A 21,912-nucleotide genomic window follows, 5' to 3' on the forward strand; every position below is an offset into this window, starting at 1 on the left:
ACGTTTCCGTTGCATGAAGCGTCCTGAGAAGTGAACCTTGGCTTCCCAGGACACGAACGGAAACGGTGACCGTGGTCTCTGCCGACGTCTCGCTCGCCCCGTCCGGCACTGCGTCCACCGGCCGGAACCCCCCGCTCCGGCAGTTCCTCCGGCGCTATCGCGTACCGCTCCTGGCGACCGTCCCCACGCTTCCCCTGTACGCCGTGTGGGTGATGTTCCTCGCGACGGGCGGCGGCGACCTCGCGGCGCAGGAGGCCTGGGCGCGGTTCGCCTCCGAGCACGGCTCGGCCGCGTACAACCTCTTCTGGTACGGCGGCATGCACACCGCCAACTACAGCCTGGTCTCGCCCTATCTGATGGCCGCCCTCGGCGTGAAGACCGTGACGGCGGTGTCGGGGATCGCGGGCGCCTGGCTGGTCGCCGTCCTGATCGAGCGCAGCGGCATCCGCAGACCCCTGTGGCCCGCGGTGCTCGCCTCGCTCGCCGTCTGGTGCAACGTCGCCTCCGGCCGTACGACGTTCGCGCTCGGCCTCGCCTTCGGCCTCGCCGCCTGTCTCGCCCTGGTGGGCCGCCGGCGCACGGTCGCCGCGGTGGCGTGCGCGGCCCTCGCCACCATGGGGTCCCCGGTCGCGGGGCTCTTCCTCGTCGTGGCGGGCGCCGGCTACTTCTTCGTACGCGACTGGGTGCGGTCGGCCGCGCTGATCCTGCCGCCGTTCCTGGTCGTCGGGGCGACCACGGTGCTCTTCCCGTTCACCGGCGAGCACCTGATGCCCTTCGACCGGATCTTCCCGCCCGTGCTGTTCAGCCTGGCCCTCATCGTGGCGGGGCCGCGCCACTGGCGGGTGCTGCGGTGGGGCGCCGGCGTCTACGCGGCGGGCACCGTCCTCACGTACCTCATCCCCTCCCCGATCGGCACCAACGTCGAGCGGCTCGCGGAGCTGGTCGGCCCCGCCGTGCTGCTCGCCGCGCTGCTCGCCCCCGGCCTTGTCCGGGCCCGCCGGATCACCCTGACGGTGGCGCTCGTGCTGTCCTCGGCCTGGGTGGCGCAGAAGACCCTCGACGACCTGCGGGTCTCCACGAAGGTGCCGAAGTGGGCGGTCGACACCCACGGCGTGGTGCGGGAGCTGGAGCGTCTGGAGGCCAACCGCACCCGCGTCGAGGTCGTGCCGACCCGCAACCACCGCGAGGCCACCGCCCTCGCCCCGTACGTGAACATGGCGCGCGGCTGGAACCGCCAGCTCGACATCGAGCGCGGCCGCCTCTTCTACGACGGGTCGTTCTCGGCGGCCAGCTACCGCAAGTGGCTCGACAAGTGGGCCGTCGGGTACGTCGTGCTGCCCGCGGGCAAGCCGGACGGCTTCGCCGAGGACGAGGCGGAGCTGGTGGCGAGCGGCCCGAAGTGGCTGGAACCGGTGTGGAAGGACGCGCACTGGCAGATCTTCCGGGTGAAGGACCCGGTGCCGCTGGTCTCCGAGCCCGCGGCCGTCGTCCGCTCCACGGGCTCGAACGTGGTGGTGCGGGTGCCCGAGCGGGGCTCGGTGACCGTACGCCTCGTGTACTCGCCGTGGCTCCGGGCGGAGGGTGCCTGCCTGAAGCGGCACGGCGAGTTCACGCGTCTGTCGGTGCCCGCGGCCGGCACCTACGAGATCAGCTCGGGGTACGGTCCTTCGCGGAGCCGTCCTTCGACGTGCCGGTGACCGGTTCCCGCACGGGCGTCTTCCGCGGCTGCCGCACCCGGGGTCCGGACAGCAGGTAGGTGAGGCCGAAGCCCGCGCCCACGACGGCCGCGCCGCCCACCGCGTCAAGGATCCAGTGGTTGCCTGTGCCGACGATCGCGCAGACCGTGAAGAACGGGTGCAGCAGGCCGAGCGCCTTCATCCACCACCGGGGCGCGACGATCGCGATGATCAGGCCGCACCACAGCGACCAGCCGAAGTGCAGCGAGGGCATCGCCGCGTACTGGTTGGTGAGCGCGGTCAGCGTGCCGTAGTCCGGTTGGGTGAAGTCCTGCACGCCGTGCACCGTGTCGATGAAGCCGAGCTCCGGCATCAGACGGGGCGGGGCGAGCGGATAGGCCCAGAACCCGATGAGCGCGAGGACCGTCGCGAAGCCGAGCGCCGAGCGCGCCCAGCGGTAGTCGGCGGGGCGGCGCACGTACAGCACCGCGAGGACGCTCAGCGGCACCAGGAAGTGGAACGACGTGTAGTAGAAGTTGAAGAAGTCCTCCATCCAGCCGGTCCGCGCCGTCAGATGGTTGAACCAGTGCTCGATGTCGATGAACAGGAACTGCTCGATCGCGTGCACCTGCTCGCCGTGGTGCTCGGCGGTGGCCCGGCCCCCGGAGATCGTGCCGCCCGTCGCCGCGAGCCTGACCTGCTGGTACGCGGAGTAGCCGACGCGGATCAGAAGCAGTTCGAGCAGCAGGTTCGGGCGGGTCACGACGCGCCGCCAGAACGGGACGAGCGGCACCCACTTCCAGCGCGCAGGGACGGGCGCCGCGTAGTCCGTCGGGATGGGGCTCCGGTACTGCGGGTGCGTGCGCGACAGGAACGGCACGACGGTGGCCGCGGCGAGCGCCGCGATCAGCACGATGTTGTCCCTGATCGGCTCGGTGACCGGCATGTTCGGCAGCATCATCTTGGCGGGCAGCGTCGACACGAGGACGACGGCCACCGGCCACATGTACCGGTCGGACTGGCGCTTGCCGACCCGGCCGACCACCGCGAAGAGCACCCACAGGAGCTGGTGCTGCCAGGTCGTCGGGGAGACCGCGACCGCGACACAGCCGGTGATCGCGACGGCGAGGAGCAGCTGCCCGTCCCGCGCGTAGCGCACGGCGCGGCGCAGGCCGACGACGACGAGGGCGGCGCTCAGGGCCAGGAAGAGCCCGATCTCCAGCGGTCCTTCGAGGCCGGCGCGGAGCAGCATGCCGTGCAGCGACTGGTTGGCGTTGGCGTCCGGGTTCCCGCCCAGGCCCGCGCCTCCGAGGTGGTGGAACCAGTACGTCGACGAATCGCTCGGCATCGCCGCCCAGGCGAGCGCGGTGCAGGCGGCGAAGCCGGCGCCGGTGGAGGCGGCGGCCTTCCTGCGTCCTGTGCACCAGAGCAGCGCGGCGAAGAGCAGCATGGTCGGCTGGAGGGCCGCGCCGATGCCGATGAGGACGCCGCTGGTCCGCTCGCCGCGGACCGCGAAGAGGCCGAGCAGGACGAGCAGCACGGGGAGGATGCTGGTCTGGCCGAGGTGCAGGGTGTTGCGGACCGGCAGCGACAGCATGAGCAGGCTGACCGCGACGGGGGCGGCGAGCAGGGAGGTGCGCCGGGTGACCGGCTGGGGCAGGGCGCGGGCGGCGATCAGGCCGAGCGCGACGACGAGGCCGAGCGTGCCGAAGGTCCAGGCCCAGCCGAGCGCCTGCTCGCCGGAGCGCGCGAGTGGCTTGAGGACGAGGCCCGCGAAGGGGGTGCCGGTGAACTTGTCCGCGTCGTAGAAGGAGCCCTTCACGTGCAGGACGCCCTCCGGCCCGATCCAGGTCTCCAGATCGGTGAGGCGCTCGCCCGCGGGGGTCCGCAGGACGTCGGTGGCCTGCCGGATCGCGAGGACGGCGGCGAGCAGCCAGAGGACGACGCGGGCCGCTCCGATCCGCGACTCGGGTCCGCCGGCCGGCCCTGTTCCCAGGGCGCCGCCACTCCTGTGTTCAACGTTCGCCACGCCCCGTCGACCCTCCCGCCCCGTTCGTCCTGTCTGCGGCCCTTTTCAAGCCCCTCATGTGAGACGCACGCAACCACCTTTTCACCTGGCCGCCACATCGCTTTCTATCGGCTTTTCGGGCCCGGCGCCGGGCCGCGCCCGCCGCCCGCGGCCGGGAATCGGCCCCCGACCTGCGGTTCCTGTGCCGCTCCTGTGCGGTTCGCGTGCGCTTGGCGTGCCGTACGCGTGCGGTTCCGCGCCGGGGCGGCGACATAGATCACATACAGACCTAGTCTCTCCTACCGGACGAAAAGACGTTTGGCCTGGACAACAGCGGTTTCGGTGCGGTGCGCGGCCGCCCGGGCACCCACCGTAATGATGCCCCTTGCACCTATGGTCGCTTTTCGGGCCGCCCCGGTTTCCGGGTGCGGCCTTGTCCTTGTCGTCGACCGAAAGAGGCGAGCGAACCCTTGGCGAGCGCCACACCCGTCGCACTACGCAAGCCGGAGTCCTCGCAAGGACACCTGCCCGGGGCCGGGGCCGGAACCGGGGCCGGGCCCCGGGGAGGAGCGGCTGAGGACGTCACCGCAGTTCAGGACGTCACCGTCACCGACCCGGCAATGGTCAGGCGCGCGGTGAAGGCGGCCGCCCTCGGCAACGCGATGGAGTGGTTCGACTTCGGTGTCTACAGCTACATCGCCGTCACCCTGGGCAAGGTCTTCTTCCCCTCGGGCAACCCGACGGCCCAGTTGCTCTCCACCTTCGGCGCCTTCGCCGCGGCTTTCCTGATCAGGCCGCTCGGCGGCATGATCTTCGGGCCGCTCGGCGACCGCGTGGGCCGCCAGAAGGTCCTCGCACTGACCATGATCATGATGGCGGCGGGCACCTTCGCGATTGGCTTGATCCCCTCCTACGCGTCGATCGGCGTCTGGGCGCCGGTGCTGCTCCTCGCGGCGCGTCTGGTGCAGGGCTTCTCCACGGGCGGCGAGTACGCGGGTGCCTCCACCTTCATCGCCGAGTACGCCCCCGACAAGAAGCGGGGCTTCCTCGGCAGCTGGCTGGAGTTCGGCACGCTGGCGGGCTACATCGGCGGCGCGGGCCTCGTCACCCTGATGACGGCCCTGCTCTCCTCGGACGACCTGCTCTCCTGGGGCTGGCGCATCCCGTTCCTGATCGCCGGCCCGATGGGCCTGATCGGCCTCTACCTCCGCATGAAGCTGGAGGAGACCCCGGCGTTCGCCGCCGAGCTGGAGAAGGCCCACAAGGAGGAGCAGACCCGCGCGAAGGTGCGCCTGCGCGACATGGTCACGGGCCAGTGGAAGGCGCTCCTCCTCTGCATGGGCCTGGTCCTGGTCTTCAACGTCACGGACTACATGCTGCTGTCGTACATGCCGAGCTATCTGACCAGCGAGCTCGAGTACGACGAGACGCACGGCCTCCTCGTCATCCTGGCCGTCATGGCGCTCATGATGTGCGCCCAGCCGTTCATGGGGGCGCTCACGGACCGCGTGGGCCGCCGCCCGGTGATCGCCGCGGGCTGCGCCGGTTTCCTCCTGCTCTCCGTCCCCGCCCTGCTCCTGATCCGCGACGGCTCGCTGTGGGCGATCGGGCTGGGCCTCGGCGCGCTCGGCATGCTCCTGGTCTGCTTCACGGCCTCGATGCCGTCGACGCTCCCCGCCCTCTTCCCGACGAAGGTCCGCTACGGCTCCCTGTCCATCGGCTTCAACATCTCCGTCTCGGTCTTCGGCGGCACGACCCCGCTGGTCGTGACGGCACTGATCGGCGCGACGGGCGACAAGATGATGCCCGCGTACTACATGATGGCGGCGGCCGTGGTGGGCGGCATCGCCGTCTGGTACATGACGGAATCGGCCCGCAGCCCACTGCCGGGTTCGCCGCCGGCGGTGGAAACGGAGGCAGAGGCGACCGCCCTGCGGAACGCGAGCGCCTCGGGCTCCTCCGGCTCTTCCGCTCCCTGCGGCCTCTCCGGCACCTCCGCCTCCTCCGGCTCTTCCCGCGCCTAAGGAGCGGGAGGCGGGGCGAGGCCTCGGAAGGCCGGGCGGCGGGACCTGGCTCCTCCGGCGCCCCAGGGGCGGGAGGCGGGGCGGGGCCTCGGGAGGCCGCGCCGCGGGGCGAGGCCTGGCCCATCCAGCTCCTCCGGCACCCAAGGAGCGGGAGGCGAGGCGGGGCCTCAGGAGGCCGCCCCTCGCCGGGGGATGCGGCGGAGTCGCGGCTCCGGGGAGATGCGGGCGACGCTGGGCTCCGGCGAGACGTGTGGCCCGGATCCAGCGAGATGTACGCCCCCCCGGAGGCACGGAGTCCGGATCCAGCGAGATGTACGCCCCCCCGGAGGCACGGAGTCCGGATCCAGCGAGATGTACGCCCCCGCGGAGGCGCGGAGTCCGGCTCCGGCGAAACGCCGCCAAAGGCGTGTAGCCGGAGGCGGCGGCTCACGGGCCGGTAGGGACCCCCGCCTGCCAGCCCGCGAACAGCGGCACCTCCCCCGCACCGTCGAGCACGACGACGCCGAACGGGCGGTCGAAAGTGATCCGCTCCACGCGCCGTGGGCGATACGCCGCGCCCGCCGGCATCGGCACGGCCGTCACCGCCGCCGCCTCGACCCCCCGCTCGGCGATCTTCACGACCGCCTCCTGCACCACCTGGGATATCGCGAGCCGCTCCGGTGACATCCCGGAGAAGTCGGCGGCGTCACTCATGGCCCACCGCACCCCGAGAGCGGCCAGCTGTCCCGTCGCGTCGGTGCGCGTACGCAGTGAGAAGCGGGGCAGGGCCATGAGGATCTGTTCGGCGTCGATCGGCGAGCGCCGCTCTCGAGGCGCCCAGGCGAGCGGCAGCACGGCGGCCGGCCCGGCCCCCGGCTCCCCGAGGACGAAGCGGACCCGTACGGGAAGCAGACCGCCGCGCGGGGCGGCACACCGCATCTCGACGACACGCGCCCCCATACTCGCACCCGCACCCCCGCCCAGGGCCGCGTCCACCACCCACGCGTCCCCCGGCGCCACCTCCCGCCGCATGGTCGGCACCTGGTGCGCGACGCCCGCCGCGTCCGTGAAGAGGGCGTCCCGCGTGGCCGCCCCCTCGAAGGGGTACTCCCAACGCGCCTTCAGCGCCAGCGCGTTGACCAAGAGGAGCAGCGTGTCCGGGGTGACGGTCACGGGCAGGCGCTCGATCATGCCGTCCGTGGCCTCCCGCACCCACGCGTCCGCGGCGTCGGCGCCGTCGGCGTCCATGGGGCCGAAGCCGATGTCCGGCAAGGCCTCCTCGTACTCCCGCAGGACCGGCACCCGGCTCCACACGCGCGTGGCGACGCCCAGCGCGTCCGTGTCCGCGAGGGCCCGCGCGCCGTCCGTCACGGCGCGGGCGGCCTCGGCCCCGGCGACGCCGAGCAACTCCCGCAGCTCGTCGGCGGTTTCCCCGCGGGCGCCCGCCGCGACCGAGGCCAGCGCGAGCCACATCCCGGCCGGCGAACACACGAAGTCCCCCGAGCCGTCGACACCGTCGGCCACCCGCTCCACCTCGGGCAGCCACCGCTCGGCGAACCCCCGCACCGCCCCCCCGTACTCCACGACACCCATCCCCCGTCATCACCTGAACCGCCGATCTTCACCCCCAGTATGCGAGCCCCCACTGACAATCCCCGCCGCCCGCCCTAGACTCCTTAGCGAAGCTAACTAGACAGTCGAAGGGAACGTGCGCGCCGCATGAACCAACCGCAGTGGGACTCCGTCGACGACTACTTCACCGGCCTCCTCGCCCCCGCCGACGAGGCCCTGACCGCCGCCCTGCGCGACAGCGACGCGGCCGGCCTGCCGCACATCAACGTCGCCCCGAACCAGGGCAAGCTGCTCCACCTCCTCGCCCAGACGCAGGGCGCCCGCCGCATCCTGGAGATCGGCACCCTCGGCGGCTACAGCACCATCTGGCTGGCCCGCGCCCTGCCGGCCGACGGCCGTCTCATCACCCTCGAACACAGCCCCCAGCACGCCGCCGTGGCCCGCGGCAACCTCGCCCGCGCCGGACTCGACAAGCTCGTCGAGGTGCGCATCGGCCCGGCCCTCGACTCGCTCACCGCGCTCGGCGCCGAACACGTCGCGCACGCCGCCCCCTTCGACCTCGTCTTCATCGACGCCGACAAGGTCAACAACGCGCACTACTTGGAGTGGTCGCTCAAGCTCACCCGCCCCGGCAGCCTCATCATCCTCGACAACGTCGTACGGGGCGGCGCCGTCACCGACGCCTCCAGCACCGACCCGGGCGTGCTCGGCACCCGGGCCGCGCTCGAACTCATCGCCGAGCACCCGAAGTTGAGCGGGACGGCGGTGCAGACGGTCGGCGTCAAGGGGTACGACGGCTTCGCGCTGGCCCGCGTACTGGCCTAGCGCGTCCGGGCCTCAACCCTCGTGGTAGTAACCGATGTTCACACTCCGCGGCCCCGACCTGTCCTGGATGACGATCTCCCCGGAGCCGCCCCAGGAGAGCGGCGCGGCCCCTCCGTAGGCGAGGGGCCGCGCCGCGCCCTCGGACACCACCCGCACCTCGGAGGCCGGATCGGGGTTCGAGCCGCGCAGCCACCGGACGGACCAGGCCCCGTCGGGCCCGCAGCGGAACTCCAGATGCGTACGCGACACGAACAGCCAGTCGTCGGGCGTCACCAGGCGGCACACGTTCCTGTCCCGCCCCACCCGCAGCACCGCACCGGGTTCGCTCGGCGTCTCGGCCATCAGCATGCCTGCGGTCGCGCCCGCGTCCGTCCCGGACACCGAGGCCATGGTCAGCTCCAGCACGTGGGTACGCTCCTTCAACTCGGGGCGGCACGACCGCGGTTGCCGGTCCGCGGCCGGTGTGTCGCGTGCCGCATCCTAAGCGCCTCCCTGGGCGGACGCACGGCCCTCCTGGGACAATGGGCCCATGACTGAGCGCAAGCCACCTGGCGTCGACTTCGAGTCCTGGATCGACAAGCAGATCCGTGAGGCGGAGGAGCGCGGGGACTTCGCCTCCCTGCCGGGCAGGGGCAAGCCACTCCCCGAGGGACCCGACCCGACGTACGACGAAATGTGGTGGGTCAAGCGGAAGATGGCCCGTGAAGGCCTCTCCTACCTGTCCCCCACGCTCGCCCTGCGCAAGGAGGCCGAGGACACGCTGGTCGCGGCCGCCGAAGCCCCGTCCGAGCGCATGGCGCGCAGACTCGTGACGGAACTCAACGAGAAGATCCGCGCGGCCCTGCGCACCCCGCCGCCGGGCCCGCCGCTCGGCCTGGCCCCCTACGACGTCGACGAGGTGGCCCGCGACTGGCGGGAGCGCCATCAGGCCTGAGCGGCCCGACTCGCCCTCAGGACCGGCCGTTTGACGGCTCCCTTTCGGGCAACTCGATTCGGGGAACGGGTGTCGAGGCCCCCAGGGTCTCGCGCCCCAGGCCGATCCCCGAGCCGAAAAGGGCACCCACCCATGTCCACAGTCCTGCTCATCGTTCTGATCGTGGTCGCCGTCGTCCTCGTCGCCGCCGCTTTCGCCGTACTGAGCCGCAAGCGGCAGGGCGCGGGCGGCAGGCGCAATCTCAGGCGCCGTTTCGGGCCCGAGTACGACCGCGCGGTCGCCCGGCACGACGGTGACACCAAGGCCGCCGAGCGCGACCTCGGCGAGCGTGTGAAGCGGCACGGTTCGCTGCGCACGCGGCCGCTGGCGCCCGCCGCTCGCGAGGAGTACGCGGCGCGCTGGACCGTCGCCCAGGAACGTTTCGTCGACTCCCCCCGCGAAGCCCTGATCGAGGCCGACCGGCTCATCGCCGAGGTGGCGGGAGCCCGCGGCTTCCCCGACGCGGGCCACTACGAGGACCAGGTCGACGCGCTCTCCGTGCATCACGCCCACCACGTCCACGGCTACCGCAAGGTGCACCGCGCGGCGCTCGACACGCCGGGCACCGACGAACACGGCACCAGCGCCGGCACCGGCACCGGCACCGAAGAGATGCGCGCCGCCATGATCGAGGCGCGGGCGCTCTTCGACGCCCTGGTGAAGGAGCAGCACACCGACACCGACGCCGTGCACGACGGCAGGCACGGCACCCACAAGCGCTCGACCGGCATCACCCACAAGGGAGTTCAGCATGGCTGACGGGACCGCTCTCTTCCCGCCCGACGCACGCGACAAGCTGACGCTGCGCCTCCAGAACGCCGTCAACGGCTTCGTCGACGAGCCGCGTGCCGCCGTCGAGAACGCCGACCGCGTCCTGGAGGAGACGATCGCCGACCTGACGCGCACCCTGGAGGAGCGCCGCCGCACCCTGCGCACGAGCTGGCAGTCCCTCCCGGCACAGGGCGCACCCGGCGAGGCCGCGCCCACGACCATCGACGCCACCCCGCCCGCCGCCTCCGGGCACCGTCCCGGAGACACCACGGCCCGTGACACCACCGCCCGTGACACCACCGGCCGTGGCACCACCACCGGGGAGACGGCCACCGGCGGCACGGCCACCGGGGACACGGAACAGCTCCGCCTGGCCCTGCGCGACTACCGCGAGACGGCAGAGCGCCTGCTGCGCCTGTGACAGGCGCCGTGCCCCCTCCTTTGTCACCCGCCGGGGCCGGGGCTCACGCCGCCCCGACACCCCGGTGCGGCAGGATGGCGGTATGAGCATCGTGAAGATCAACGCCCTCACCGTCCCCGACGAACAGCGCGAGATCCTGGAAAAGCGCTTCGCCTCCCGCGCGGGCGCGGTGGAGAACTCGGACGGCTTCGAGTGGTTCGAACTCCTCCGCCCGATCGAGGGCACGGACCAGTACTTGGTCTACACCCGCTGGCGCGACGAGGCCTCCTTCCAGGCGTGGATGGAGGGCCCCATGAAGGCCGCGCATCAAGGCGGCGGCGAGGGCGGCGACCGCCCCAAGCCCGCCGCCAGCGGGTCCTCGGTCTGGTCCTTCGAGGTCATCCAGCAGGCCGCGCCCAAGGGCGAGTAACGGCTCGGTTCGACACTGTGCCCCGTACCCGGATCGCTCCGGACACGGGGCACAGTCGCGTCTCCGTGACACCGTGTCCGGTCACAAGATCAGGATGTCAGTGTGCGTCGCTAGGGTTCCGTCGTGGGGCTGTTGGCGGCCCCGCCCCGTACCAAGGGCACGCGGCACCCGTGCCCAGGGCAGCCACACAAGGACGCGTGAATGACCTCACCCGCATGGAACGCACACCGCCAGACACTGCGGTCGGGCCCGCTGCGCGGCGAGGCGGAGCGGGCCCTGTACACCGATGCCGTCGACGACGCGCTGACCAATCCGAAGGTCGCGAAGAAGGTCGACAAGCGGCTGTCGGCGAGCGCGTCCAACGTGCGCCGTGCCGCGGCCCACCCGTCCCAGGTGTCCACGGTCTTGAGCGGGTGCGGCGCAGTGCTCTCCTCGTATCGGGCAGCCGTGCAGCGCCGGGAGACCGCCGACGGAAGGCTGCGGGAGGCCACGGGTCGGCCCCTGCGGGACTGGCGCCTGATAGGCGCCGTGATCGCCTGCGGCTGGTTCTCGCTCTACACCCTCATCGGTTCCTCGACGGCCGTTCTCTGGGCGCTCGCCGGCTGCGCGCTGATCAGCCTGGCGCTCGCCGTGATGTCCTCGGGTTCACGCGCGTGCGCCGACAACTGGCTCGCCTTGGCCAGGCGATGGGCCGAGTCGAGATGGGCACGCGCGGTCATGGAGAGCCGGGCGCGGGCCGTGACGCTTCGCATGCGCAACGCCACCCTGCCCATGGTCGTGGACATCGTCGAGGACCTGCTCGGCGACGACCAGGACAGCTTGTACCTGCCCACGAGCAAGCAGGGTCTTTACTCGGCCCGGAGCCGCGCCTATGTCGTCGACTCGGCCGCGTCCGCGCAGTTGAAACGGAAGATCGACCAGATCGACGACGGCACCATCGCCGTCTGCGGTCCGCGCGGCACCGGCAAGACCACCCTGCTCGAAGAGGCCACCGCCGACGCCGCGTTCTCCGTCCTCGTCCAGGTGCCCGCCACGTACACCCCGCACGACTTCCTGCTCCACCTGTCGGCGAAGGTCTGCGAGGACTACATCGGTGGTCACGGTTACCCGGTCCCGGAGTTCACGTCTCTGGGGCTGATCCGACGTCCGCTGCGTTTCGCGAGGAAGGCGACGAGCCGGCTGGCCCGGCGGCTCGTCTTCGCCGCGGTCTCGGCCGGACTTCTGGTGCTCGGCCTTGCGCGGGAGGTCGACGTCCACGTCACCGAGCACGGGCCGGGTCTCCGCGAACAGATCACCGGCCACGGGTCGCGACTCTTCGACTACGGGGAGCAGATCTGGCGAGGGGAGCGGCCCGTGGCGGCGCTTGCGCTGACCGTCGCCGGCATCTTCCTGTGGTCGTGCCGCACGTCGCCGGGCTTCCGCCGGACCGCCGCCCGTACCACGCGTATCGCGCTCCGGTTCGCCGCCCTGGCCGTCATCGGCGCATCGGTCTTCTCTCTCTTCTACGACCGGGACATCCGACACAACTCCGTTCAGCTCTACGAAGGCGCGGACTGGGGCGTCCTGTTGGCCGTGTTCGTCGCTCTGCCCTATCTCATCCGGATCATCTGGCGGAGGCACAGAGATTTCTACGTGGAAAGGGCGGGCCGGTACTCCGAGCCCCAGGACGCCAGGGCCCTTCTCTGGCTCGGCACCCTCGTCGTCTGCGGTGCCGTAGGGCTGCACTGGGCGGTCACGCAGGAGGAGATCGTCTCTCTCGTCTTCGACGACGACAACGCCGCACGCGTCGCTCTCGTCTGCACCGGCCTCGGCCTCTTCGACCTCACCTACCGACGCAACAGGCGAAGGACGCCCTATCTGGTGCATCGCTGCCAACGGCATCTGTACCGGCTGCGCACGCTGCAGAACGCCACCGCCATGGTCAGTTTGGGCATGCCCGACAAGCTCGGCGCCTCACAGACCACGTCGCTCTCCCTCGCCCCGCTGACGTATCCGGAACTGGTCTCCGACTTCCGGCAGATCCTCGGCGACATCGCGTTGGAGTGCGGTTCGGGGCTCGGGCCGCTGGGTTCGTACCGCCGTCGGACCAAGGTGATCATCGCGATCGACGAACTGGACCGCGTCGGGACCGAGGAGCAGGCCCTCGCCTTTCTGCGCGAGGTGAAGGCCGTGTTCGGCATCCGCGGGGTCTGTTACCTGATCTCCGTCGCCGAGGACGTCGGTGCCGCGTTCGTCCGCAGAGGGCTCCCGCACCGGGACGTCACCGAGAGCTCACTCGATGACGTGCTGCACGTACGGCCCTGCACGCTCGCCGAATCGACCGCCATCCTGAAGGAACGGGTTCCGGGCCTGACACCGCCGTACGCCTGCCTCTCCCACGCCCTCTCCGGTGGCGTTCCGCGGGACCTCATCCGGTACGGCCGCCGCCTGGACGAAGTGCAGCAGGAGACCAACGCGTACGAAATGGCGCAGCTGGCCTGGGAGATGATCTCCGACGAGGTGGCGGAAGCACTGGCCAGCACCCGCGTGCTGCTCGCCGATGAGCCGGGCTGGACCGCCGGGACCGCCGCCGTCCTGCTCCACCTCGGCGAACTCGAACAGCTCCTGTCGGCGGACGGCGCCGAGCAGCCCGGATCGACTCTCTCCCGCCGGAACAACGCCCGGGTGCTCATGACCGACTTCGCGGGCCGTCGGGTGCGGCCCATGCGACAGTGGACCGTCGACGGCGCCCAGCCATGGCCCACGGGCCCCGGCCTGTCGGACGGGACGCTCGCGCTCCTCGAAGAAGCCAGCGCGTACGTCTACTTCGGGCTGACGCTCCTGGACGTCTTCGGGTCCGCCGAGTTCACCCGCCGCAAGGCCGCGGCGGACGGCCGGTCACCACGCAGGGACGGTGTGCAGCCGCTCGCCGAAGCACGCCAGGAGCTGTCCATCTCACCTCAGAGCGCGCGCGTCATCATCTCCGACGTCCGCGCCGCGTGGGGACTTGCCGCCCTCTGAACCAGGCGGGTCTCACGCCGCCCGCGCCACCGTCGATCCGTTGTGCGGGCGCTCCGACTCCGAGCCGCACAGTTCGGCGCTGAGTTCCTTGACCAGTCGGTCCAGGTCGGTCGGGCGGTGGGGGCCCCACCAGTCGCCGAGGAGTTCGGACAGGGACTCCTCGCGGGCCGTGGCCAGTTTGGCGGCGACCTCGCGGCCCCGGTCGGTGAGGATCATCTCCAGGCCCTGGCGTTCGGCCAGGCGGCGCTCCTCGACCTGGCGGGCGGCGGCCGTGATGACGGTCAGCGGCACCGTCGTGCGCTCGGCGAGCACGCCGGGCTCGACGGAGCCGTGCCGGGCGACGCGCAGGAGCAGCCAGCTCGACGCGGGCAGCAGGTCGTAGCCGGCCCGCTCGGTGATCCTCTCGTAGATCTTGCGCCGCCCCTCGCGCGTCCCGAGCACCGAGAGCGCCCGCGCGCACTCGTCGTACGACGAACGCTCCACGGGGTTGCTGGCCAGCGTCTGGGTCGGATCGGGTGCCGTGACCGAGGCGCGCAGCTTGTCCTCGCGCAGGAACCAGGCGAGGAGGAAGGCCGCGAGGGCGACCGGCGCCGCGTACAGGAAGACGTCGGTGATCGACGAGGCGTACGCGTGCAGGGCGCTGGGCCGCAGGTCGGCGGGGAGCCGGGCGATGCCGCGCGGGTCGGCCTCCAGGGTGCTCACGCTAAGGCCGGGCGGCAGTTGCTGTCCGGCGAGGGCGTCGGTGAGTTTGTCGCCGAGCCTGTTGGTGAAGACCGTGCCGAAGATCGCGACGCCGAAGGAGGCGCCGATGGAGCGGAAGAACGTCGCGCCGGATGTGGCGACGCCCAGGTCCTCGTAGCTGACGGCGTTCTGCACGATGAGGACGAGGACCTGCATGACCAGGCCGAGGCCCAGGCCGAAGACGAAGAAGTACGCGCTCATCTCGAAGGTGCCGCTGTTCTCGTTGAGCTGGTGGAGCAGGAGCAGGCCGAGCGTGGTGATGGCCGTGCCGGCGATCGGGAAGACCTTCCAGCGGCCCGTACGGCTGACGATCTGGCCGGAGGCGGTCGTCGACAGAAGCATGCCGGCCACCATCGGCAGCATGTGCACGCCCGACATCGTCGGCGATACGCCCTGCACGACCTGGAGGAACGTCGGCAGGTAGGTCATCGCACCGAACATCGCGAAGCCCACGATGAAACTGATGACGGCGGAGAGCGTGAAGGTGCGGATCCGGAACAGCTTCAGCGGGATCACCGGCTCCGCCGCCCTGCGCTCCACCGCCACGAAGGCCCCGGCCAGGATCACGCCGAGCACCGCGAGCCCGATGATCTGCGGTGAGCCCCAGGCCCATGTGGTGCCGCCGAGCGAGGCGACCAGGACCAGGCAGGTGGCGACGGACGCGATGAGAAACGTGCCGAGGTAGTCGATGGTGTGCCGGGTCCTGCGCACCGGGATGTGCAGGGTGGTGGCGATGACGGCGAGGGCGAGCACGCCGATGGGCAGGTTGATGTAGAAGACCCAGCGCCAAGAGAGGTGCTCGGTGAAGAGTCCGCCGAGCAGCGGCCCGAGGACGCTGGTCGCGCCGAACACCGCGCCGAACAGGCCCTGGTACTTGCCGCGTTCGCGCGGCGACACGAGGTCTCCGACGATCGCCATGGACAGCACCATGAGCCCGCCGCCGCCGAGGCCCTGCAGCGCGCGGAACCCGATGAGCTGCGGCATGTTCTGCGCCATGCCGCACAGCGCCGAGCCGACCAGGAAGATCACGATCGCGGTCTGGAACAGCTTCTTGCGGCCGTACTGGTCGCCGAGCTTGCCCCAGAGCGGGGTCGCGGCCGTCGCCGCCAGCATGTACGCGGTGACGACCCACGACAGGTGGTCCATGCCTCCGAGCTCGCTGACGATCGTCGGCAGAGCGGTGGAGACGATGGTCTGGTCGAGGGCCGCGAGGAGCATGCCCAGCAGCAGTGCGCCGATGGAGATCAGTACGTTTCCGGGGGGATGCCCGTTGCCGCCGGCGTGCGTCGAGCCGGGTCCGGGTCCCTCTCCTGCGGAGCGGGCGCTGACATCCTGCGACATGGACACCTCCTGGGGGTCCGTCGGGGCCGCGTGGTCCGCTGATTCAGCCGGGTCAGCTGTTCTCACCGGGGCTGTCGGGTCTGTAGGGCCCGGCAAGCCAGGTGAGCCCGGCGAGCCCGGCGAGCCCGGTGAGTCTCTTGGGTCGATTGAGTCTGTTGAGTCTGTTGAACCCGTGGAGTCCGTTGCGGCCTTCCCTTTCCATCCTGGTCCGTGTCTCCCGTTATGGCCTGTTGAAGCGAGCGTCTGCATAATCGCTGGAGCTCTCGGGGCGGGCGGGACGCAGGAGGGGAGGAACGGCCGGTGGCCGGACAGGACGAACGGCACGAGGGGTTACGGGGCGAGCGGGGCAGGCAGGGCGGACGGGACGACCCGCACTCCCCGTCGTGCGAATCCGCGCCTCGCGAGCCCGGGGGCGCGTCCTCGGGGTGCGGTTGCTCGGCAGGGGCGGTCGACGCGCCAGGCCCGGGGCGGGCGGGCGCGGGCGGCGCGATGGGCCCGGGCAGCACAGCGGGCCCAGCGGGCGCGGGAAGTGCAGCGGGCCCGGTTGACACGGCTGGCCCGGCAAACGCGGGCAGCCCAGCGAGCCCAGTCGCTACGGTCGGCCCGTCAGGCCGGGCAGGCCCGGCAGGCCCGGGCAGCACGGCCGACCCGGCCAGCACGGCAGGCAGCCCAGCAGGCACCAGCAGCCCAGCGGGCCCGGCTGGCCCGGCAGGGCCGGCAGGGCCGGCAAGTCCAGCAGGGTCGGCAGACCCGGCAGAGCCGGCAGGCGCAGGTGGCCCAGCCGGCACAGGCGCCGCGGCACGCGTGATTGACGCCCTCGACCGGACTCGTCTGCGGTCTGCGGAGGCCGCCGCTGCGGAGGACTTCGATCCGCTACGCATACGGCCCTACGTCTCGCTGCCGGACCCCGATACGGCCACCCCGACCGATCGTGCGGCGGATACGGCGCCCCTGCCGGCCCAGCCGCCGCCCCACCCACTCCCGAACGCCGACACCCCGGCACCGGACGCCGAAAGAGATCCCGCTCCCGGACCCACCACCCCGCACGAGAACCCGGCCCGCAACCGGCGCCTCGCGCTGGTCACCGGGGCCGGGGCGGCGGCAGCCGTGGTGGCCGGCACCGTCTTCGCGGTGGGGCTTTTCTCGGCCGCCACGGACGGGCCGGACCGGGACCGCGCGCTGCCGGGCGACCCGGTGTCGGCGTACGCGGATCCGACGAAGCCCGCGCCGCCCTCCGCGAAGCGATCCGTGTCGGCGTCCCTCGCGCGCACGCCCTCCGTCACCCCGAGCACACCGGCCGTGAACCTGCCGCCCGCACCCACGCCCGCGCACTCGGCGTCGCCGACACCCTCGATCACGCCCTCGACCGCGCGCGCGACGGGCTCGGTCGGGCCGTCGGCGTCACCGCCGCCCCGCAAGGCGGCCGACGTCACGCTGAGGCCGGGCGACAAGGGGCCGCGCGTCGCCGAGCTGCAGGGTCGGCTTGCGCAACTCTACCTGTACGTGGGTGAGCGGGACGGCGTCTACACGTCCCGGGTCGCCGAGGCTGTGGCCCGCTACCAGTGGGCCCGCGGCCTCACCGAAGACACCCGGGGCGAGTACGGCCGCGAGACCCGCCGCAGCCTGGAGGCGGAAACCTCGGAACCATAGACAAACCCCTTCGCGTCGGTCCCGCCCCGCGACCTCAGCCGAACGTCAGTCGAACGTCAGACGGATCGACCCGTCGCCCGCGTCCGCGACGCCCACGCCCGTCAGGTCGTCCACATGCACCGTCGGGCCGAACTCCGCGGCGCGGGGGCCGACGCCCACGACCCTCATGCCGGCCGCCTGACCCGCGCGTATCCCCGCCTCGGAGTCCTCGAAGACCACGCAGTCCGCGGGGTCGAAACCGAGTGCCGCCGCCCCCTTGAGGAACCCCTCGGGGTCCGGCTTGCTCGCGCCCACGCTCTCCGCGGTCACCCGGACCTCGGGCAGCGCGAGCCCGGCCGCGGCCATGCGTCCGGTGGACAGGGGCACGTCGGCGGAGGTCACGAGCGCGTGTGGCAGGCGGAGGCCGGCCAGTGCGGCCAGGAAGGCGGGCGCGCCCGGCACGGGAACGACGCCGTCCATGTCGGCGGTCTCCGCGGCGAGCATCTCGCGGTTCTCCGCGTAGTTCTCCTCCATGGGCCGCTCGGGCAGCAGCACCGCCATGGACGCGTATCCCTGCCGCCCATGGACGACCTTGATGACCTCGTCGAAGTCGAGCCCGTGCCGCGCGGCCCAGCGCCGCCAGCAGCGCTCGACGACGGCGTCGGAGTTCACGAGGGTGCCGTCCATGTCGAGGAGAACGGCCCGGGCGGTCAGAACGGGTGCGACAGGGTCGGCGGTCGTTGCCGTCATCGGGGTGCTCCAGAGCGCAGGGGCAGCGAAAGATCAAGGCGGCCCCGCCCGCCGGTCAGGGAGTACGGGCGGAGCCACTTTGTTCCTGCACGGTACAAAACGTGGGCCCCAAAAGCCAACGCCGCAGGTCAGACCGGTCAAGACCCGCAAAAGGGACCACTGCCCACGGGGCGGCCACCCCTCTCAGGCGATCGCCTCGTACAGGCTCCACACCCCGAGCCCCAGCATCAGCAGCGCCGCGATCTTCGTGATGAGCACCAGCGGCACCCGCTTCATCAGCGCCTTTCCGCCGACGATGCCGAGTCCCGCGACCGCCCACAGCGCGAGCACCGCGCCGAGGCCGACGGAGAGCGGGTCGTCGTAACGCGCCGCCATGTTCGCGGTCATGATCTGCGTCAGATCGCCGAACTCGGCGACCAGGATGAGCATGAAGCCCGCCCCGGAGACCTTCCAGAAGCTCTGGTCCTCGGGCTGCCTGACCTCTTCCTCCTCGCCGCCGCCCTTCAGGAGCAGCATCGCGGCGCCGCCGAGGAAGAGGACGCCCGTCAGCGCGTGGACCAGCTGCTGCGGCAGCAGGGTCAGGACGCTGCCCGCCGCGACGGCGAGCACCACATGGACGGTGAAGGCGGCCGCGACGCCGGCGAAGACGTACGAAGCGCGGTAGCGCGTGCCGAGGACGAGCCCGGCCAGCGCCGTCTTGTCCGGCAGCTCGGCAAGGAAGACGACGCCGAAGACGAGCGCCATCACGCTGAAGCTGATCAAGGGTTCCTCAATCGGTCGGGGCCGCCCCACCGAGAGTGTTACACCGCTTCGCGTACGACACCTCGGCACGGCAGCGCACACGGACGCACACGGATGTGGGCGTCTGGACGTACACGGGCCGCGCACGTCGGGCACTGCTTGCCGAAGGTCTCGCTGGCCTGCCCCACAGGGCCTGCCTCCGGGCGCCGGCTCAGACGAGCTGAGCAGTATGTCGACGGTCCGGCGAAGAGCTACTCCCCTTCTGCGCCGTCCATCGTACGGGACGGCGCGCGGGTCGCGACCAGGGACTTTCGGTCCACGCCGGAGTGACCTGGATCACGGGAAGCGCGCCGATACGCGCGGAATGCAACTTCCGTCCCGCCCAATGCACTTGACGCCACGCCAGAACTCTTGAAGTCGGCACCTGTTTGACGCGACCCTGTCACTAGACGCACATCCGTCCGTCACCACGACCCGCGACTCTGACCGCCCCACCGGTCAACCGCCCCCCACATCAAGGGAGTTCGCATGTCCGCTGTCTACGCGCGTCGACACACCCGGCCCGCCTTCGCCGCCGCGGCCCTCGTCCTGGCCACCGCCGCCACCCTCCTCACCGGCACCTCCGCCGAGGCCGCACCCCCGGCCCCGGTCGGCGCCGCCACGGCCCGCACCTACCTCGGCGAGCTCACCGTCAAGGCCGAGGGCTCCTCCGACGGCTACAGCCGCGACAAGTTCCCGCACTGGAAGACGCAGTCCGGCGCCTGCAACACGCGCGAGGTCGTCCTCGAGCGCGACGGCACGAACGTCCAGCAGGACGCCAGCTGCGCCGCGACCTCCGGCACCTGGAAGTCCCCCTACGACGGCGGCACCTGGACCGCCGCGTCCGACGTCGACATCGACCACGTCGTGCCGCTCTCCGAGGCGTGGAAGTCCGGCGCGAGCGGCTGGACCACCGCGCAGCGCGAGACCTTCGCCAACGACCTGGCCCAGCCCCAGCTGATCGCCGTCACCGACAACGTCAACCAGGCCAAGGGCGACCAGGACCCGGCGGAGTGGCTCCCGCCCACCACCTCGTACCACTGCTACTACGCCCGGATGTGGGTGGACGTGAAGCACCACTACAAGCTGGCGGTGAACACCGAGGAGAAGAGCACCCTCTCCTCGCTGCTCAACGGCTGCTGACAGCTGCGCGACGGCTGCTGAAACGATTCCTGATCGCCCGCGGGCGGGCGGACCGGGTTCCGACGGGTTGTCCCGGAACCGGCCCGCCCTCCCCCGTCGTTCCGTACCGTACGGGGCGACGGAGGAGGGTGATCACCTGTGGCACGGCTGCGCCTGGGTCCACTGCTGAGATACGTCGACGGCGCCACGGCGACCGTCTGGGTCGAGGCCAACCGGCCGTGCACCGCCGAGGTGCGGTGCGCGGACGGCGCGCGCGGCTCGGCACGCACCTTCCAGATCGCCGGCCACCACTACGCGCTCGTCCCGGTCACCGGCCTGACCCCCGGCACCGAGACGGCGTACGAAGTGCGGCTCGGCGACGGCGAGGGGGCCGTCGTCTGGCCCCTGCCCGCATCGCCCTACCCCGCGAGCACCATCCGCACCCCTGCGGAGCCCGGCGACCCCCGCGCCGGCGAGCTGCGCGTCACCTTCGGCTCCTGCCGGTGGGCCGCGCCGCCGTCCGGCGAGCACGACCCCGTGGGGCCCGACGCCCTGGACACCCTCGCCGCCCGCATCGCGGCCGACCCGGCCGCCGAGCGCCCGGACGTCCTGCTGCTCCTCGGCGACCAGGTGTACGCGGACCAGACCTCCAAGGCCACCCAGCGCTGGCTCGCCGCCCGCCGCGACCTCGCCGAGCCCCCGGGCGCCCAGGTCGCGGACTATGAGGAGTACACCCAGCTCTACTACGAGTCCTGGCTCGACCCGGAGATCCGCTGGCTGCTGTCCACCGTGCCCAGCAACATGATCTTCGACGACCACGACATCGTCGACGACTGGAACACCAGTGCGGCCTGGCTCGCCGAGATGCGGGCCACGCCCTGGTGGCGCGAGCGCCTCCTGAGCGGCCTCATGTCGTACTGGGTCTATCAGCACCTCGGCAATCTGCCGCCCGACGAACTGGCGCGCGACGCCCTCTACGCCGCCGTGTGCGCGACCCCGGACGGCACGGACGCGCTGCGCGCCTTCGCCGCCGCGGCCGACCTGGACCCCACCACCGCCCGCTGGAGCTACCGGCGGGACTTCGGGCGCGTACGCCTGCTGATGGTCGACACCCGCGCCGCCCGCGTCCTGGACGAGCGCGAGCGCGCCATGCTCGACGCCGACGAGGCCGACTGGCTGCGCGAGCAGGCGCTGGCGGATCCTGGCGCGTACGACCATCTCCTCATCGGCACCTCCCTGCCCTGGCTCCTCCCCCACCTCATCCACGACGCCGAGGGGTGGAACGCCGCGCTGTGCCGGGGCGAGCGCGGCGAGCGCTGGGCCCGCTTCGGCGAGAACCTGCGAAGACGCTCGGACCTGGAGCACTGGGCCGCCTTCCCCGCCTCCTTCGAAGCGCTCACCGCGCTGATCACGGAGGCGGGTTCGGGCCCGGCGGCGCCCGCGACGGTGTGCGTGCTCTCCGGCGACGTCCACCACGCCTACATCGCCGAGCCGAGCTGGCCCGCGGGCGAAGGGCCCGAGGCCCGGGTCCTGCAGCTCACCTGCTCCCCGGTGCACAACTCCATCCCCGCCTCCATCAAGCTCGGTTTCCGCTTCGGCTGGAGCCGCGTGGGGCGCGCGCTCGGACGGCGCTTCGCGCGGCACGGCGGGGTGACGCAGGCGGGCATCGACTGGCGCAGGACGGGCGGGCCCTGGTTCGGCAACCAGCTGATGACCCTGACGCTGCGCGGCCGTTCGGCCCTGCTGCGGCTCGATCAGGCGCGTGCGGTGCGCGGCGGGAGCGTACGCCTGGAGACGGCGGAGTCGACACGGCTCTCCTGAGAGCCTGTGCCGCCACCCGGGCGTGACGCGTCCCACAGCCGGAAGCGGATCCTCCGGCAGGGGTTCGGCA

Annotated in this window: 17 protein-coding genes; 11 read left to right on the forward strand and 6 right to left on the reverse strand. The window is 71.9% G+C overall.

Annotated elements, in window-relative coordinates:
• Positions 1-65: 65 nt before the first annotated feature.
• A complete protein-coding gene (locus ACH4D5_RS01075; protein WP_398297256.1) occupies positions 66-1,697 on the forward strand; it encodes a hypothetical protein in 1,632 nt (543 codons plus the stop codon).
• On the opposite strand, the gene ACH4D5_RS01080 is transcribed toward ACH4D5_RS01075, so the two are convergent.
• The gene (locus tag ACH4D5_RS01080) at positions 1,648-3,705 is read right to left on the reverse strand and encodes a bifunctional glycosyltransferase 87/phosphatase PAP2 family protein (protein WP_398297258.1); all 2,058 of its coding nucleotides are present in this window, start codon (positions 3,703-3,705) and stop codon (positions 1,648-1,650) included. The genes ACH4D5_RS01075 and ACH4D5_RS01080 overlap by 50 nt on opposite strands.
• Before the next feature lie 503 nt (positions 3,706-4,208).
• On the opposite strand from ACH4D5_RS01080, the gene proP reads away from it, so the two are divergent.
• Positions 4,209-5,708 carry a glycine betaine/L-proline transporter ProP gene (gene proP / locus ACH4D5_RS01085; protein ID WP_398298468.1) on the forward strand — a complete coding sequence of 500 codons (1,500 nt, stop codon included), beginning with the start codon at positions 4,209-4,211 and terminating at the stop codon, positions 5,706-5,708.
• 426 nt (positions 5,709-6,134) lie between these two features.
• On the opposite strand, the gene ACH4D5_RS01090 is transcribed toward proP, so the two are convergent.
• On the reverse strand, positions 6,135-7,280 hold the full coding sequence (locus ACH4D5_RS01090) for a serpin family protein (protein WP_398297260.1): 1,146 nt from the start codon (positions 7,278-7,280) through the stop codon (positions 6,135-6,137).
• 126 nt (positions 7,281-7,406) lie between these two features.
• Between ACH4D5_RS01090 and ACH4D5_RS01095 the strand changes: the two genes are divergently transcribed.
• Positions 7,407-8,084: an O-methyltransferase gene (locus ACH4D5_RS01095; protein ID WP_398297262.1), complete on the forward strand. Its 678-nt coding sequence runs from the start codon at positions 7,407-7,409 to the stop codon at positions 8,082-8,084.
• 12 nt (positions 8,085-8,096) lie between these two features.
• Here the strand turns inward: ACH4D5_RS01095 and ACH4D5_RS01100 are convergent, their stop codons facing one another.
• Entirely contained in the window at positions 8,097-8,489 is a 393-nt protein-coding gene (locus ACH4D5_RS01100) for an FHA domain-containing protein (protein WP_398297264.1), read from the reverse strand.
• A 124-nt stretch (positions 8,490-8,613) separates the two neighbouring features.
• On the opposite strand from ACH4D5_RS01100, the gene ACH4D5_RS01105 reads away from it, so the two are divergent.
• From ACH4D5_RS01105 to ACH4D5_RS01125, 5 genes are all read left to right on the forward strand, one after another.
• Complete coding sequence (locus tag ACH4D5_RS01105; RefSeq protein ID WP_398297266.1) at positions 8,614-9,018, forward strand: DUF1992 domain-containing protein; 405 nt, start codon at positions 8,614-8,616, stop codon at positions 9,016-9,018.
• A 132-nt stretch (positions 9,019-9,150) separates the two neighbouring features.
• Entirely contained in the window at positions 9,151-9,816 is a 666-nt protein-coding gene (locus ACH4D5_RS01110) for a hypothetical protein (RefSeq protein WP_398297268.1), read from the forward strand.
• Entirely contained in the window at positions 9,809-10,249 is a 441-nt protein-coding gene (locus tag ACH4D5_RS01115; RefSeq protein WP_398297270.1) for a hypothetical protein, read from the forward strand. Before ACH4D5_RS01110 ends, ACH4D5_RS01115 begins: the two co-directional genes overlap by 8 nt.
• 82 nt (positions 10,250-10,331) lie before the next feature.
• Positions 10,332-10,658, forward strand: coding sequence for an antibiotic biosynthesis monooxygenase family protein (locus tag ACH4D5_RS01120; protein ID WP_398297272.1), 327 nt, complete (start codon positions 10,332-10,334; stop codon positions 10,656-10,658).
• A gap of 201 nt (positions 10,659-10,859) precedes the next feature.
• Positions 10,860-13,658, forward strand: a complete 2,799-nt coding sequence (locus tag ACH4D5_RS01125; protein ID WP_398297274.1) for a hypothetical protein — start codon at positions 10,860-10,862, stop codon at positions 13,656-13,658.
• Between the two features lie 12 nt (positions 13,659-13,670).
• Here the strand turns inward: ACH4D5_RS01125 and ACH4D5_RS01130 are convergent, their stop codons facing one another.
• A complete protein-coding gene (locus ACH4D5_RS01130; RefSeq protein ID WP_398297276.1) occupies positions 13,671-15,740 on the reverse strand; it encodes a DHA2 family efflux MFS transporter permease subunit in 2,070 nt (689 codons plus the stop codon).
• Between the two features lie 804 nt (positions 15,741-16,544).
• On the opposite strand from ACH4D5_RS01130, the gene ACH4D5_RS01135 reads away from it, so the two are divergent.
• Positions 16,545-17,390: a peptidoglycan-binding protein gene (locus tag ACH4D5_RS01135; protein WP_398297278.1), complete on the forward strand. Its 846-nt coding sequence runs from the start codon at positions 16,545-16,547 to the stop codon at positions 17,388-17,390.
• A gap of 45 nt (positions 17,391-17,435) precedes the next feature.
• On the opposite strand, the gene ACH4D5_RS01140 is transcribed toward ACH4D5_RS01135, so the two are convergent.
• Together ACH4D5_RS01140 and ACH4D5_RS01145 are read right to left on the reverse strand one after the other, a co-directional pair.
• Positions 17,436-18,119 carry an HAD-IA family hydrolase gene (locus tag ACH4D5_RS01140; protein ID WP_398297280.1) on the reverse strand — a complete coding sequence of 228 codons (684 nt, stop codon included), beginning with the start codon at positions 18,117-18,119 and terminating at the stop codon, positions 17,436-17,438.
• A gap of 183 nt (positions 18,120-18,302) precedes the next feature.
• A complete protein-coding gene (locus ACH4D5_RS01145; protein WP_398297282.1) occupies positions 18,303-18,881 on the reverse strand; it encodes a TMEM165/GDT1 family protein in 579 nt (192 codons plus the stop codon).
• Between the two features lie 507 nt (positions 18,882-19,388).
• Between ACH4D5_RS01145 and ACH4D5_RS01150 the strand changes: the two genes are divergently transcribed.
• Together ACH4D5_RS01150 and ACH4D5_RS01155 are read left to right on the forward strand one after the other, a co-directional pair.
• Positions 19,389-20,042 (forward strand): HNH endonuclease family protein, encoded by a 654-nt coding sequence (locus ACH4D5_RS01150; protein ID WP_398297284.1) that lies wholly within the window; start codon positions 19,389-19,391, stop codon positions 20,040-20,042.
• A 138-nt stretch (positions 20,043-20,180) separates the two neighbouring features.
• On the forward strand, positions 20,181-21,842 hold the full coding sequence (locus tag ACH4D5_RS01155; RefSeq protein WP_398297286.1) for an alkaline phosphatase D family protein: 1,662 nt from the start codon (positions 20,181-20,183) through the stop codon (positions 21,840-21,842).
• Positions 21,843-21,912: the final 70 nt, after the last annotated feature.

Source organism: Streptomyces sp. NPDC018029 (assembly GCF_044327655.1).
GTDB lineage: Bacteria > Actinomycetota > Actinomycetes > Streptomycetales > Streptomycetaceae > Streptomyces.

What these genes read in the sequence shown, in the direction of transcription:
- ACH4D5_RS01090 (WP_398297260.1), bottom strand. Translation starts at nt 7,280, where the DNA reads ATGGGTGTCGTGGAGTACGGGGGGGCGGTGCGGGGGTTCGCCGAGCGG.
- ACH4D5_RS01095 (WP_398297262.1), top strand. Translation starts at nt 7,407, where the DNA reads ATGAACCAACCGCAGTGGGACTCCGTCGACGACTACTTCACCGGCCTC.
- ACH4D5_RS01105 (WP_398297266.1), top strand. Translation starts at nt 8,614, where the DNA reads ATGACTGAGCGCAAGCCACCTGGCGTCGACTTCGAGTCCTGGATCGAC.
- ACH4D5_RS01110 (WP_398297268.1), top strand. Translation starts at nt 9,151, where the DNA reads ATGTCCACAGTCCTGCTCATCGTTCTGATCGTGGTCGCCGTCGTCCTC.
- ACH4D5_RS01115 (WP_398297270.1), top strand. Translation starts at nt 9,809, where the DNA reads ATGGCTGACGGGACCGCTCTCTTCCCGCCCGACGCACGCGACAAGCTG.
- ACH4D5_RS01120 (WP_398297272.1), top strand. Translation starts at nt 10,332, where the DNA reads ATGAGCATCGTGAAGATCAACGCCCTCACCGTCCCCGACGAACAGCGC.
- ACH4D5_RS01125 (WP_398297274.1), top strand. Translation starts at nt 10,860, where the DNA reads ATGACCTCACCCGCATGGAACGCACACCGCCAGACACTGCGGTCGGGC.
- ACH4D5_RS01130 (WP_398297276.1), bottom strand. Translation starts at nt 15,740, where the DNA reads ATGTCGCAGGATGTCAGCGCCCGCTCCGCAGGAGAGGGACCCGGACCC.
- ACH4D5_RS01140 (WP_398297280.1), bottom strand. Translation starts at nt 18,119, where the DNA reads ATGACGGCAACGACCGCCGACCCTGTCGCACCCGTTCTGACCGCCCGG.
- ACH4D5_RS01150 (WP_398297284.1), top strand. Translation starts at nt 19,389, where the DNA reads ATGTCCGCTGTCTACGCGCGTCGACACACCCGGCCCGCCTTCGCCGCC.